The following is a 14,167-nucleotide window of genomic DNA, read 5'->3' as shown; positions in this document are numbered from 1 at the left end:
TAAAATGATATATTTAAACTATTGTATTTCACATTATGAAACACACTAAGTGATAACAAGATGGACCATAAACAATTAAAGTACTTTCTGGCGCTGGCGGATACACTACATTTTTCCCGTGCCAGTGAACGCTGCTACATCAGTCCCCCGACACTTAGCCGGCAGATAAAACAGCTTGAGGAAGAGGTTGGCGCGCCGCTATTTATCCGGGACAACCGCAGTGTCGCTCTGACATCACAAGGGCAGGCTTTTATTCATTATGCACAGGCTACACTGGCAAGTTGGCGTCAGTTTAAAAGTGAATGTCTGGATGAAGACAAGCCGCTTAGTGGTGAACTGAGCCTGTTTTGCTCCGTGACGGCTTCTTACAGTTTTATTTACGATTTATTTGCGCGTTACCGACAGGATTTCCCTCAGGTCGAACTTAACCTGTTAACTGGCGATCCGGCAAACTCTATCGCCCAGGTACAGGGAGAGGTGGTGGACGTTGCCGTTGCCGTTCGGCCTCGTAACCTGCCTCAGGGCCTGGAGTACCTTAGTATTGGTCGCTCACGGCTGCTGTTCATTGCGCCAACGATGAAATGCCCTTTAAGTGAGTTGCTGGAGCAGCACCGCGGAGAGCTACCATGGCAGCAAGTGCCTTTCATCGTGCCTGAGCACGGCGTCTTGAAGGAGCGTCTTGATGTGTTTTTCAAGAAAAAAGCATTACAGCCAAAGATCTACGCACATGTCTCCGGTCATGAAGCCATGGTTGCCTTGACCAGCCTGGGTTTTGGTATTGCTTATGTACCAGAGGTCGTATTGGAGCAGAGTCCATTCAGAAACCAGGTTCAAACGTTGGGGTTGCAAAGCGAAGAGATTGAAATTGGCCTGGTATGCAAAAAAAAGCGTTTGCAGGACCCGGTTGTGAGTGCCTTATTTCGAGTTGCCGCGCGTTTGTTTGCTGCGTAAAGCGTTTGTTCAGCTAGGGTCACTAGACTAGCCTGCATAGTTAGTTTGAACGAGGCTTTTTCGTGTCAACGGTATTAATTGCACAAGATGAAAAAGGACACAGCATCGCACCTTTTGAGGCATTGCAACAGCATGGTTATGTCATGCGGTTTATGAATATTCATGAAGCAACCCGCAAAGGGTATCCGGCTCAACAGGTAGACAGTATTGTGATTGGTCAGGCGCTGGCAACCAGTGCGCAGTACGATACAATCAATACGCTCAAATCCTGCTTCGATGCGCCTCTGATGGTATCGCTTGATGAGGATAATGAAGACTTGCAAAGCCTGATGCTGGAACTGGGCGCAGATGATGTGATTCCCTGTATGGCCAAACCCCGATTATGGCGTGCCCGACTCGATGCTTTGGTACGTAAACATCCGGCCATGTTGACGGCACATTCCCAAACCCCGGACGAACTTCATTTTGGTCAGCTTTACTTAAATTTGCATGAACGCAGTGTTTCGTTGAGACAGCAAGCGGTGAACCTGACCAGTCATGAGTTTGAGCTGCTCTGGCTATTAGCTTCACGCGCCCCCGAAGTTGTCAGTCGCGAAGACATATATAAAAAGGTGGTTGGACAGCATTACCAGGTGAACAGTCGAACCGTAGATGTACGTGTATCATGCTTACGCAGAAAACTGGGGGATACTGCTGTCGGCGCAGAAAAAATCAAAACGGTTTGGCGTAAAGGTTACCTGTTTGTAAAAGATGCCTGGTGACCTTAACGCTTAGCTCATAATTTGGTGAAATTTCCACATTGGATAGTTCCAATTATTCGAACTATCCATTCGCTCTCGTTTGTACATTGTTTCTTTTCTCTGTTCTGTTTTAGTGATATTACCTCCTTGATAGTCTATATAAATCAATTGTATAGCCATCTTTTGCATTTGAAAAAACAGCGCCTGCCCGTTTTACACACAGAGTGAAATTGCGCATTCCTTGATCTAAATCGTGTATTTAGCAACGTAAATAGAATTGATTGCTATTTAAAGCGGTGTATACTTAACGCGACTAAGAATAATTTTTAACATTGCTTTATTAAGGAATGCTCAATGATTTTCAAAAAATCTCTGCTTGCTACTTCTATTTTAGTTGCCACTTTAGGTTTGACCGCATGTGGTGGTTCAAGCTCAAATGACAACAATATCAATAACGGTCAGACACCTGACACATCAACAAATGCAGCGCCGACCGCTGTTACTCTGACAAGTAAGGATGCAGACGCAACAGAAGTCACTGTGACTGAAAACATGGTTGCGGTAGAGATTGGTACGCTGGTTGTAACTGACAGCGATGATGACAGCCACACTTTTGATGTGTCTGATGCGCGTTTTGAAGTTGTTGAAGGCGTTTTAAGATTGAAAGCCGGTGAACACCTGAACTATGAATTAGAGCAGGAAGTTACTGTGACTGTTACCGTTAACGACGGTGAAAATACTGAAAATTTCGATGTTAAGTTCAAAGTATTGGATGAAATGGACTATGACTTCATCAGCCGCTTTGCTGAGGGCGAATCAAGTGTTGCTTACTCAGGCCAGATTGCGCGTCACGTGTTAATCAAAGAATTGTTTAACTATATCGGCAGCGACCAGTTCGTTACTGATGCACAAGATGCAAACGCAACTAAAGAAACGCTACTTACTGAGCTAGACAAGTTCTATGGCGTAACTGAAGAAGACTACAATAGCATCTGGGAAGATCGTAATCTGACGATCGTCACTGATCCGGCTGCGCAAACTAAACTAACAGACATTTCATCATCTCACAAAAACCTGAGCGGTAAAGTAGCTGGTAATGATGCAAAAGGTCAGTACAAAGACTGGACGGAAGACGGCAGCTTCGAGGGCTGGACAGCCATCGCAGCGGACGGTGAGACACCAATTCCAGAGTTATTTGTAAAACAATTATTTGATCACTTAGCTGAGCGTGCGATTACAGGTAATGTAACTGCACCTGGTGGTGAAGAGATTGACACTATCTATGTGACTGAAACGGGTGTTGACCTTAACCAGCTGATCCAGAAGTTCTTATACGGCGCAGTGGCTTTCTCTCAGTCAGCCGATGATTACCTGGACTATGACACAGAAGGCAAAGGCCTGCAGACTGATAACACGGTTGCCGTTGAAGGTAAAACTTATACTAACCTTGAGCACCAGTGGGATGAAGGTTTCGGCTACTTCGGTGCAGCGCGTAACTACATGAACTACTCGGATGACGAGATTGCAGGTAAAGGCGGACGTGACGGCTTCAGCACCGGCTACAACGATGCCAATGCCGATGGCAAAATCGACTTCAACTCAGAGTATAACTTCGGTAACTCGACCAACGCAGCAAAGCGTGACCGTGGTACTGTTGATAATGCAAATCCAACGGACCTGACCAAAGACGCATTTGAAGCGTTCTACAATGGCCGTAAGTTGATTAACGCAACTGAAGGCGCGCTGAGCGAAACGCAAATGGATGAGCTGAAAGGCCACGCAAAAGATGCACTGATGGCATGGGAAAAAGCCATTGCAGCGACAGTTGTGCACTATATCAATGACACAACTAAAGACCTGGAAGCATTAAAAGCAGGCGTTAACGGCGGTGAGTACAAAGCATCAGATTTCGCTACACTAGCTAAGCACTGGTCAGAAATGAAAGGCTTCGCACTGAACTTCCAGTTTAACCGTTTCTCGCCTTTCTATGCAGAAGGCAATGTTGGTAAATTTAAGCAAATGCATGACCTGATGGGGACGCAGCCTGCGATCGAACCAAATGATGTAGATGCTTACATTGAGAAGCTGGGTCAGGCACGTGACATCCTGGAGGAAGTATACGGCTTTGATGCAGAGAATGTTGCTAACTGGTAAGTTATAAACGATTCTTTGAACTGTCAAAAGGTTAGCAGGTTTTGCTAGCCTTTTGCGTATCTAGACTATTCATTTGAGGCAAATAATGAGAATACACTCCAGACCTATCATACTGGCAACGGCCATTGGTTTGGCATTAAGCGGATGTGGCGAAAGCACGTCCAGTTCTGCGGGTCCAGGATATAATCAGGGCACTCCGGTGGTAGAGCCAACAACGTTCGATCAGAAAAAGCTCGTAGCTAACCTGACCGACAACGTTTTTACTCCCACGTTCCAGCAATTTGCTGATAAAGCAAGTACACAGCCTGCGGTGATAAAAGCGTACTGTGACCTGGAAACGGCATTTGACCCAACCTTGCAGGACGATGCAGCGAAGACAGCACGAGATGAAGCATTACTTGCTGCACAAAACAGCTGGAAAGAGGCCATGGTGAGCTGGCAACATGCCGAACTCATGATTGTTGGCCCATTGCTCGCAGATGATAAAGCTCTGCGTAAAGACATCTACTCCTGGCCAGATACCAATTATTGTAACGTTGATCAGGATGTGGCTTATTTTGCACAGGGCGAAATCAATGGTGTTCCTTACGACATCAGCAAGCGCAGTGATAAACGTCGTGGTTTAGATGCCCTCGAGTATTTGCTGTTCAACAACGAGCTTGACCACAGTTGCTCTGCGGCAGCCAGTGGTGACATTCTAACTCAGTGGAATACGCTTGAAGATCAGCAACGTCGCGTCATGCGCTGTCAGTATGCCGTTGAGGTGTCCACTGATCTGAAGGCAACGTCAGAACGGCTGATGTTTGAATGGGCAGGTGAGCAAGGGTACGCGGCTAAACTAAAGAATGCGGGTGAATCTGGTAGCGAATTTACCACAGTCACAGAGGCCGTTAACCTTATTTCCGACGCGCTTTTCTATATGACGGAAGAGCTCAAGGACTATAAACTTGCGACCCCGCTGGGCTTATTTGCTAACCAATGTGGTACAGAAGTGTGTCCTGAGGCAGTAGAGTCACGCTTTGCTAAGCACTCAATAGAAAATATCCAGGCCAACATTGCGGCATTTGAGCAAATTTTCCTTGGCCAGGGCACTGACAGTGAAGATACGACGGGGTTTGATGATTTCCTCGACGAACAAGACGCCAGTCAGACCAAAGAAGTGATGTTGCAGGGTATTGCAGATGCCAAAGCGGCGACAGATGCACTCAATGGTAGCTTACAGCAAGCATTAGATGAAGATACCGCGGGTGTGACGAATACCCACGCTAAGGTGAAAGATGTCACTGATGAGTTGAAAAATGACTTTATTCAAAAGTTGGCGCTGGAACTACCTCAAACATCGGCAGGTGATAATGACTAAAGGACCCATGATGAAAAGATCTGTGTTGGCTATGGCTGTTGCGCTAGCAGCGCCTCAGGTATTGGCAAATAGTGATGCAAACAATGACGACATGGAACATATTCAAATCCTGAGTCATTACGATAAACTTCGCACAGAAGCGGGCTCTGCGACACTGTTAACTGAAGAGCAGTTGGCGGAGTTTGAGTACGATGATATCCATCGTATTTTGGCATCAGTACCAGGTGTGAATATCCGTGAAGAAGATGGTTATGGCTTGCGTCCTAACATCGGCTTTCGTGGTGTAACACCAGAACGAAGCAAAAAAATCACCATTATGGAAGATGGTGTGCTGATTGGCCCGGCACCTTATTCAGCCCCTGCTGCGTATTATTTCCCTGTGACAACTCGGATGACAGCCGTTGAGGTCTTTAAAGGTCCCGCTGCCATCAAACATGGACCTCAGTCTGTCGCCGGTGCACTGAACCTGGTGACTCGAGCTGTACCTGAATTTTCGGAAGGGTCTATTGACCTTGCCATGGGCAGTGACGGCTACACCAAAGCGCATGCCTATTTTGGGTCTGTAGTGAACAATGTTGGGTTTTTACTCGAAGGGGTGAATTTGCAAGCAGATGGGTTTAAAGACCTGGATGGCGGTGCAGATACCGGATTCGAGAAAAATGACCTGCTGGCTAAGTTCAACTACAAGCTGCAACAAGGGGAGTTTGAGCACACGTTCGGACTCAAGCTCAGTTATGCAGATGAGCTATCTAATGAAACGTATCTTGGCCTGACCGATGCGGACTTTGACGCTACGCCATATCGTCGTTATGCTGCGTCTCAGCCTGACAATATGGATACTAAGCACAGTCAGGTGATGTTCTCCCACCATCTGAAGTATCAAGATGTGAGCCTGACATCACGCGTTTATCGCAATGATTATGAGCGCGCCTGGTTAAAGCTGGATGGCTTGACTAACACGGATGCGACCTTGCCTGAGATCCTAGCCAATCCGGAAGATGAGCAATACCAACGTTTGTATCAGGTGATCAGTGGCACGGCTGACTCGATTGCCGACAGTGGCCGTCCCAATTACCTGTCGATGGGCACCAATGACCGCGAGTACTTCTCGCAAGGGATCCAGGTTGACGGCTCCGCCAAGTTTAAGCTGGCAGGTTATGATAATACCTTATCGTTCGGTGTCCGCTTTCATGAAGATGAGATAGAACGTAAGCACTTTAACGAAACCTACGGAATGAGAGACGGCAGTGCGTTTAACTTGGGCCTGGATAAGGTCTATACCTCTCAGAACACCGAAAATACGAAGGCCTGGTCTGTTTACCTGGAGGACAAGGTCACCATAGATGCCCTGACTCTGGGCCTGGGTATTCGTGGTGAGCTAATGGATATGGCGTACCAGAGTACTGTCAATGCGGATGACTGGCAGGACAAAACCACACGGATCTGGTTACCGGGTATGAGTGGTTTCTATCAGTTGTCGGAAGACTCAGGTATTTTGTTTGGCGTTCATCAGGGGTTCTCTCCAGCATCGCCGCAGCAATCGGTTGATATCGAAATCGAGAAGAGTACCAACTATGAATTCGGCGGCCGCTTTAATGATGGGGTAACGCAGCTTGAAGTGGTTAGCTTTTTCAATGATTACAGCAACCTGAAAGAAAGCTGTGGCCAGTCTAACTGTGGTGCGCTGGAAGTCGGTAAAGAGTTTAACGGCGGTGAGGCCCATGTATATGGTCTGGAAGCCCAGTTTAGTCAGCGCTACCCTCTGAATCTGCAAATTGATATTCCTTACGGGTTTGTTTACACCTACACCAAAGGTGAATTCAAAAACGATCGATACACGAACTTTGCTCAGTGGGGTCACGTGAAAAGTGGTGACGAGCTGCCTTATCTGCCCGAGCATCAGGCCAGCTTTAACATCGGTTTGTCGGCTCCTGACTGGCGTGTATCGCTTGCTGTAAAGTATGTTGGCTCCATGTCGGAAGCGGCGGGACGAAGCTGGGATAGCAGTACAGACTCAAATGCGCCAAATGGTAGCTATGATCTGGTGCTTGAAGGCAAAGAGGTGTCAGCGATCACCACCGTTGATCTGTCAGCGGTCTATGAGCTGGGTAAATACGGTCAGGTTTACGCTAAAGTTGATAACCTGCTGGATGAGACCAAGATTGTCAGCCGTCGTCCTTACGGGGCGCGACCTGGTAAACCTCGCCAGTTTACACTGGGTTATAAGTATTCATTCTAAACTGAATGCAGCAATGTCAGATGCACAATCCGCTGCGCATCTGACATAATTATGTATACTTACAGGGCCACTCATTAGTGGCCTTTTTTACAGGAGTCAGTCCACTTTATGATCGAAACGCTCTGGCAAAGCTTATCATCTTTGCCCGGTTATTTACTGGATGCAAATAAACGCATTTATTGGCTGTACTTGCTTAGTGCAGTGGTGATGGCTGGTCTGGTTTACAACAAACTGCAAGGCCCTCGTTCGCTTAAAGGCTTCCTGGGGTTTCTGTTCCCGCGTGATGTATGGCTGTCTGACAGTGCGAAACTGGATTATGGCTTATTTGTCGTCAACAAACTGATCAAAGCGCTGACGTTTGCACCTATTGTCTTAACTATGGTGCCGGTCGCTATAGCAATCTCCGATGGCCTTGAATGGCTATTTGGTGCACCACTGCATTTGGCCTGGGATGATTCAGTGGTGATTTTTCTTTTTACACTGATGTTGTTCCTGGTCGATGACTTTACTCGCTATCTGTTACATCTGGCATTACATAAAATCCCGTTTCTTTGGGAGTTTCACAAGGTGCATCATTCTGCGAAAGTGCTGACCCCGTTCACCATATACCGCTCCCACCCGGTTGAAAGTTACTTGTATGCATGCCGGATGGCTTTGACGCAGGGGGTTGTGGTTGGGCTAGGCTACTTTGTCTTCGGTACGGCGCTGAGTATGTTTGATATCCTGGGGGCTAATGCCTTTGTTTTTCTATTCAATATTTTTGGCTCAAACCTGAGACATTCACACATCTGGTTCAGCTGGGGAGATAAGATAGAGAACTGGTTTATCAGTCCTGCACAACACCAGATCCATCACAGTGCCGATCCGGCTCATTTTGATACTAACCTGGGCTCGGCACTGGCCATATGGGACAGAATGGGCAGAAGCTTGATCCGTGCATCAGCAGTGAGCAATATTGAGATCGGTGTAGGTCGTTACGATGCAGGCCATGATAGTTTGAGCGCCATATATCTGAAACCGCTGCGAGAGGCATGGCTTAGCGTGTTGCCTAAAAAGGCGCGTGAGGATGTGAGGGAAGAGAAATAGGCTGGCGACGGGCATTGCCAGCCTATAAGGGAGAGTAGGCTCCCATAAATTGAGACTTAGTGCACCTGGCCTGGCGAGGTGCGATAGAATCCCAGCGCGTTTAGTTGCTCAATAATCGCTGGGTCATCTAATCTGTCAGGGGTTGCCTGATCGCGTAAAAAGTGTTCTTTAGGGACTGCATGCATGTCCAGCATTTTGTGAAAAAGAATGTCCCTAATTGTCAACGCTGTCATTCCTGAATCTTGAATAGCATCTAATTGCGCTTGCAATTTTGCGAGCGGGCCTGCACTTGCATCATCCACCGCTGCAGGAAAGTAAGAAGCTGATTTATTTTTTAACATGCTTGCCCTCTCGAATAATATGGTCCCCACTCAATGTTCCTGATTGAGGGGTATAAGTGTCAGATTTAAATTGAGAAAATAGATTAGTGCAACCAACCTACTGAGCTCAGTGTACTTCGAATTGAGGGGCAATTACCAACGATGATGTAAAGCTTTGTAAATCGTAGAGTTACAAAACCGTCAGAGTTATGTGCCTGATTTTTAGACGTCTAGATGTAACTATATGATGCGGAATTAGAAATAATTCTCAGTACCCCTATCGATACTGAGAATTCTTTTTTAGTCTATGAAAATAATTTTTCTTTAACGTGTTCTGCGAAGCCGCTACCAGCCTCCAGGTAGAAGTTATAAGTCGAATGTACGCCTAAATCTTCAAGTTCTTTTTGTTGATCCGGGTAGTTGGCGATTGCGGTAACCTGACCTGAAAAGCCTGACGCTTTTAGCTGCTCCAGCGCGTAAATATTTTGCATGTGCTTTGGCATTGCCAGCATAACCATAGCAACATTAGAGTGATTGACGCGTTGCCAGAAATCAGGGTCCGTTGCATCTGCCAGTAGTACGCGACGCTCCAGACTTATATGCTTTTCGACGACTTCAGGTTTGATGTCGACACCTGCGACTGAGCCTGGATAAGAAGCATGAATGGTCTCATAAGCACCGGTGCCAATACGTCCCATGCCAAATATCACTATGCGTGTGTCGGTTAAGTTTACAGGCAGTTCTTCTTCGAGCCGCTTATCACTTTCAAATTTCACCAGCAGGGGCTCCAGTTTCACGTAGATTTCATTGGCTTTCTTGTTGAGTGGCGTGGCCAGTACAAATGTGACAGAGACAGCCAGCGCAACCACGGCGAGCCAGTCGGCGGTGATCATGCCACTGCTGGCAGCGACAGCACATACGATCAGACCAAATTCACTGTAGTTTGACAGTGTAAATGCGCTGAGCAGTGATGTCCGGGCACGTAGTCTGAACATATTGGTATACAGATAATAAATAAAGACTTTGACCGGTAATACGACGGCAAGTAACACGGCAATCAGCACGGCTTCGAGCGAGATATTGGCATTCAGACCGATGTTAAGGAAAAAGCCGACTAGCAAGATATCTTTGACATTGAGCAAAGCTTTGGATAGCTCACCTGCTTTTTTATGCGGTGCGAAAATCATGCCTATGATCAGGGCACCCAAATCACCTTTCAGACCAGCTAACTCGAACCCGTGGTAACCGAGTACCAGTGCAAAGAAGAATCCGAACAAAGGTAAGAGTTCGCCGTGCTTTGAACGGTTGAGTATCCAGAATAGCAGCGGTCGTAACAATGGCAAACCAACCAGCAGAGCAAGCGCCCATATGTTGGGCGACTTTCCTGTACTGATGGCGAGGAAGATCACCGCAAAGATATCCTGCATAACCAGGATCCCGATGGAAATTTTACCATGCAGACTGGCCATCTCGCCTCGCTCTTCCAGTACTTTAACGGCAAATACGGTGCTGGAAAAACTGAACGCAAATCCAACCAGGCAGGCACTTTGCCAGGACAAGTCGACAAATAAAGGCAAACCAAACGCACCTAACATCAGTAACAACGAGGCGAAAAAGGCAATGCTGGTCACCAAGTGTAAGCTGGCAGGCGCCCAAACCTGAGGTTTAATCAGATTCGAGACTTTTAGTTTTAAACCAATACTGAACAGTAATAGTGTCAGAAATCAGGGTCCGTTGCATCTGCCAGTAGTACGCGACGCTCCAGACTTATATGCTTTTCGACGACTTCAGGTTTGATGTCGACACCTGCGACTGAGCCTGGATAAGAAGCATGAATGGTCTCATAAGCACCGGTGCCAATACGTCCCATGCCAAATATCACTATGCGTGTGTCGGTTAAGTTTACAGGCAGTTCTTCTTCGAGCCGCTTATCACTTTCAAATTTCACCAGCAGGGGCTCCAGTTTCACGTAGATTTCATTGGCTTTCTTGTTGAGTGGCGTGGCCAGTACAAATGTGACAGAGACAGCCAGCGCAACCACGGCGAGCCAGTCGGCGGTGATCATGCCACTGCTGGCAGCGACAGCACATACGATCAGACCAAATTCACTGTAGTTTGACAGTGTAAATGCGCTGAGCAGTGATGTCCGGGCACGTAGTCTGAACATATTGGTATACAGATAATAAATAAAGACTTTGACCGGTAATACGACGGCAAGTAACACGGCAATCAGCACGGCTTCGAGCGAGATATTGGCATTCAGACCGATGTTAAGGAAAAAGCCGACTAGCAAGATATCTTTGACATTGAGCAAAGCTTTGGATAGCTCACCTGCTTTTTTATGCGGTGCGAAAATCATGCCTATGATCAGGGCACCCAAATCACCTTTCAGACCAGCTAACTCGAACCCGTGGTAACCGAGTACCAGTGCAAAGAAGAATCCGAACAAAGGTAAGAGTTCGCCGTGCTTTGAACGGTTGAGTATCCAGAATAGCAGCGGTCGTAACAATGGCAAACCAACCAGCAGAGCAAGCGCCCATATGTTGGGCGACTTTCCTGTACTGATGGCGAGGAAGATCACCGCAAAGATATCCTGCATAACCAGGATCCCGATGGAAATTTTACCATGCAGACTGGCCATCTCGCCTCGCTCTTCCAGTACTTTAACGGCAAATACGGTGCTGGAAAAACTGAACGCAAATCCAACCAGGCAGGCACTTTGCCAGGACAAGTCGACAAATAAAGGCAAACCAAACGCACCTAACATCAGTAACAACGAGGCGAAAAAGGCAATGCTGGTCACCAAGTGTAAGCTGGCAGGCGCCCAAACCTGAGGTTTAATCAGATTCGAGACTTTTAGTTTTAAACCAATACTGAACAGTAATAGTGTGACACCCAAGTCGGCCAGCTGGGTAAGTAAGTCGGTACTGCTGTGGCCTAACAGATTGAGCACAAACCCCGCCAGCAAAAAGCCAATTAAAGGCGGGAGTTTAAGTTGGTAGACAGAAAAGCCACAAGCAAAGGCAACGGCAAAGTACAGTAATTCCATAGTGATTCAGTCAAGTCGAAGGTGTTAGCAGTGTAACAAAACAAGCTGATATATAAATGAAAAATTGGTCGCTTTGATGAACAGTGAGTGGCGTATGGTGATGGTTATGAGGTTTATCCTCAACTATTTGGCTGATTGCTATAAATTTTCGCTGACAAACCAGAAAAAATGTGGTTAAGATGCGGATAAGGGGACATCCTCGAGAGGAGATAAGATGTTTAAAAAGCTCTTGGCATCCGTAGGTATTGGTGCCGCGAAAGTAGATACAATTTTAGAAACAGAACACCTGCATCCGGGCCAGAAATTTCAGGCGCAGATCGTTGTTGTGGGTGGAGATGTTGAACAAGAAATTAGCGGTTTAGAGTTAGCGCTGATGACCAAGGTCAAGGTTGAAGGAGACAATGGAGAGTACTACGCAAATCAGGTCATTGAAAAGTGGCGTGTGGGCAGCCAATTTACCATCGCACCGGGTGAGAAAAAAGTGATCCCGTTTGAGGCCAGATTGCATTCAGAAACCCCGATTACCGAAATCAATGCACCGTATAACCATAGTTATGTGTGGTTGGAAACCGGATTGGATATCGACCTGGCTTTAGACCCGAGTGACAAAGATCTGTTGCATATATATCCAAATGAAGCCGTTAAAAACTGCTTAATGGCAATGGAGAAACTCGGCTTTCGAATGATTAAAGCAGATGTTGAGCGCGGTTATCTGAAAGCGTCGAACTTTCAGTCGGTATCTGGTTGTTATCAGGAAATTGAATATCGTCCGGCGAATACGTCTTTGTTCGGACTTCAGGAAGTTGAGTTGTCTTTTGTGCCGGAAGCACATCGTACGCATGTGCTGATTGAGCTCGATAGAGCCTTTCGTGGAGATGGCTATGTAGATCTGACAATTGAGCATGACCACGTGAATCTGTCTCAGTTGTGCGATCAGCTGGAAAGGCTATTTGCCTGACTCTATTCTACGCCTCGCCGGAGGCGTATCTACCCACAGTGATAAAACCCATGCAAGTTAAAACTTTTTACCAGTTGTCACACGACGAGCTGTTCAGTATTTTGAAGACCCGGGTTGCGGTGTTTGTTGTTGAACAGGCCTGCGCTTATCAGGAAATTGATGAGGTTGACAGAGCCGCTGATACACACCATGTTTTCTTAATTGAGCAGGGTGAAGTTCAGGCCTATGCACGGTGTTACAAGCCGCAATCTACTATCAGTGCAATTGGACGTGTATTGGTATCACCAGATTGTCGGGGGAAAGGCGTTGCACAAACTTTGATGGCCCGAGCGATTGAGGCTTGTCATGCTCACTACGGGCCACAACCGATAAAAATCGCAGCGCAAACTTACCTGACTCAATTTTATCAGTCTCTCGGTTTTGTGCCTTGCGGCCAGGCTTATCTGGAAGATGGGATTGAGCATATAGACATGATATTACGCTAGGGTAGGGACTGGTATACAGTGTGCACTCTATACCAGTTTCGCAGTATATTATGCTAATCAGAGTTGTTTAAGTGCCTCGATGGCGCCCTGGTAGTCAGGTTCACTGGCCAGGTTACTGACTAACTGCTTATATACTACTTTGTGGTCTTTGTCTAAAACCAGAACCGCTCTGCTCAATAGCCCCATATCTTTAATATAGAGTCCGTATTTTGCGCCAAAGTCACGCCAGACTGAATCCGACAGGGTATCAATTTGGTCGATGTTTTCTGTTTTACAAAAACGTTTTTGAGCAAATGGCAGATCAGCACTGATGGTGAGCATTGCTACGCCAGCAAACTCTTTAGCCACTTTTTCATTGAAGTACTTGGTTTGTATGCTACAGATCCCGGTGTCCAGGCTCGGTACCACGCTGATCAGAACGGGCTTGCCCTGATAGTTGGCCAAAGTAACAGGCACAAAGTTGCCATCGACAACTTTAAAGTCGGGTGCTGTGTCGCCGACTTTAATACCCTGGCCTAATAAGGTAACAGGCTTCCCCTGAGCGTTGACTTTACCCGCGTCAACCTGGTTCTCAGGCAGCTCACTGGCATGGATTGGGTTGGTAATTGTCAATAAAGATGCAGCAAGCAAGGTTATGATCCGCATAACGTATTCCCTTTTAAATTTTTTGCAATTCTCGTCAGTGTATTATACTGAAATTATATAACCAACCTTTGCAGTAAATTGGATTGTAAATCGGCCAAGCTTTGATTACCATGTAAGTCCTAAAATGCTGCTGTGTCATAACTATAATTAGAAAAATTTCGGCTTCTTACAACGAGTTAG

The 14,167-nt window shown here is 46.6% G+C and carries 10 protein-coding genes and 2 pseudogenes; 8 read left to right on the top strand and 4 right to left on the bottom strand.

The annotated features are described in order from the left end of the window. Positions 1–60: 60 nt before the first annotated feature. The 6 genes from ilvY to PRUB_RS15845 all read left to right on the top strand — a co-directional run bounded on the left by ilvY (position 61) and on the right by PRUB_RS15845 (position 8,530). Positions 61–951, top strand: coding sequence for an HTH-type transcriptional activator IlvY (gene ilvY, locus PRUB_RS15870; RefSeq protein WP_010382272.1), 891 nt, complete (start codon positions 61–63; stop codon positions 949–951). 62 nt (positions 952–1,013) lie between these two features. Further along, complete coding sequence (locus tag PRUB_RS15865; protein ID WP_010382270.1) at positions 1,014–1,712, top strand: winged helix-turn-helix domain-containing protein; 699 nt, start codon at positions 1,014–1,016, stop codon at positions 1,710–1,712. Positions 1,713–2,045: 333 nt separating this feature from the next. Further along, entirely contained in the window at positions 2,046–3,845 is a 1,800-nt protein-coding gene (locus PRUB_RS15860; protein ID WP_010382268.1) for a DUF4856 domain-containing protein, read from the top strand. A gap of 85 nt (positions 3,846–3,930) precedes the next feature. Further along, a complete protein-coding gene (locus PRUB_RS15855; protein WP_010382266.1) occupies positions 3,931–5,205 on the top strand; it encodes an imelysin family protein in 1,275 nt (424 codons plus the stop codon). Between the two features lie 10 nt (positions 5,206–5,215). Next, positions 5,216–7,444 (top strand): TonB-dependent receptor family protein, encoded by a 2,229-nt coding sequence (locus PRUB_RS15850; RefSeq protein ID WP_010382264.1) that lies wholly within the window; start codon positions 5,216–5,218, stop codon positions 7,442–7,444. Between the two features lie 108 nt (positions 7,445–7,552). Continuing rightward, positions 7,553–8,530 carry a sterol desaturase family protein gene (locus tag PRUB_RS15845; protein ID WP_010382262.1) on the top strand — a complete coding sequence of 326 codons (978 nt, stop codon included), beginning with the start codon at positions 7,553–7,555 and terminating at the stop codon, positions 8,528–8,530. A gap of 56 nt (positions 8,531–8,586) precedes the next feature. Here PRUB_RS15845 and PRUB_RS15840 read toward each other — a convergent pair whose 3' ends face one another. From PRUB_RS15840 to PRUB_RS15830, 3 genes and pseudogenes are all read right to left on the bottom strand, one after another. After that, positions 8,587–8,871 (bottom strand): hypothetical protein, encoded by a 285-nt coding sequence (locus tag PRUB_RS15840; protein ID WP_010382259.1) that lies wholly within the window; start codon positions 8,869–8,871, stop codon positions 8,587–8,589. Positions 8,872–9,155: 284 nt separating this feature from the next. Continuing rightward, positions 9,156–10,571 (bottom strand): annotated as a pseudogene (locus PRUB_RS15835) (cation:proton antiporter domain-containing protein); the annotation flags it as partial. Further along, positions 10,571–11,899, bottom strand: a pseudogene (locus PRUB_RS15830) (cation:proton antiporter domain-containing protein); the annotation flags it as partial. The pseudogenes PRUB_RS15835 and PRUB_RS15830, both read right to left, overlap by 1 nt. 214 nt (positions 11,900–12,113) lie before the next feature. On the opposite strand from PRUB_RS15830, the gene PRUB_RS15825 reads away from it, so the two are divergent. Further along, positions 12,114–12,857, top strand: coding sequence for a sporulation protein (locus tag PRUB_RS15825; protein WP_010382254.1), 744 nt, complete (start codon positions 12,114–12,116; stop codon positions 12,855–12,857). A gap of 50 nt (positions 12,858–12,907) precedes the next feature. Next, positions 12,908–13,342, top strand: coding sequence for a GNAT family N-acetyltransferase (locus tag PRUB_RS15820; RefSeq protein ID WP_010382251.1), 435 nt, complete (start codon positions 12,908–12,910; stop codon positions 13,340–13,342). 57 nt (positions 13,343–13,399) lie between these two features. Here the strand turns inward: PRUB_RS15820 and tpx are convergent, their stop codons facing one another. After that, positions 13,400–13,987 carry a thiol peroxidase gene (gene tpx, locus PRUB_RS15815; protein WP_010382250.1) on the bottom strand — a complete coding sequence of 196 codons (588 nt, stop codon included), beginning with the start codon at positions 13,985–13,987 and terminating at the stop codon, positions 13,400–13,402. Positions 13,988–14,167 lie beyond the last annotated feature (180 nt).

This window comes from Pseudoalteromonas rubra, assembly GCF_000238295.3.
Taxonomy (GTDB): domain Bacteria; phylum Pseudomonadota; class Gammaproteobacteria; order Enterobacterales; family Alteromonadaceae; genus Pseudoalteromonas; species Pseudoalteromonas rubra.
Note: the sequence above shows the minus strand (reverse complement) of the source record. Positions and strands in the feature narration are given on the sequence as shown.

Excerpts from the sequence above, each read along its gene's own strand:
- PRUB_RS15825 (WP_010382254.1), top strand. The coding sequence starts at position 12,114 with ATGTTTAAAAAGCTCTTGGCATCCGTAGGTATTGGTGCCGCGAAAGTA.
- PRUB_RS15845 (WP_010382262.1), top strand. The coding sequence starts at position 7,553 with ATGATCGAAACGCTCTGGCAAAGCTTATCATCTTTGCCCGGTTATTTA.
- PRUB_RS15840 (WP_010382259.1), bottom strand. The coding sequence starts at position 8,871 with ATGTTAAAAAATAAATCAGCTTCTTACTTTCCTGCAGCGGTGGATGAT.
- PRUB_RS15820 (WP_010382251.1), top strand. The coding sequence starts at position 12,908 with ATGCAAGTTAAAACTTTTTACCAGTTGTCACACGACGAGCTGTTCAGT.
- tpx (WP_010382250.1), bottom strand. The coding sequence starts at position 13,987 with ATGCGGATCATAACCTTGCTTGCTGCATCTTTATTGACAATTACCAAC.
- PRUB_RS15855 (WP_010382266.1), top strand. The coding sequence starts at position 3,931 with ATGAGAATACACTCCAGACCTATCATACTGGCAACGGCCATTGGTTTG.
- PRUB_RS15850 (WP_010382264.1), top strand. The coding sequence starts at position 5,216 with ATGAAAAGATCTGTGTTGGCTATGGCTGTTGCGCTAGCAGCGCCTCAG.
- PRUB_RS15860 (WP_010382268.1), top strand. The coding sequence starts at position 2,046 with ATGATTTTCAAAAAATCTCTGCTTGCTACTTCTATTTTAGTTGCCACT.
- ilvY (WP_010382272.1), top strand. The coding sequence starts at position 61 with ATGGACCATAAACAATTAAAGTACTTTCTGGCGCTGGCGGATACACTA.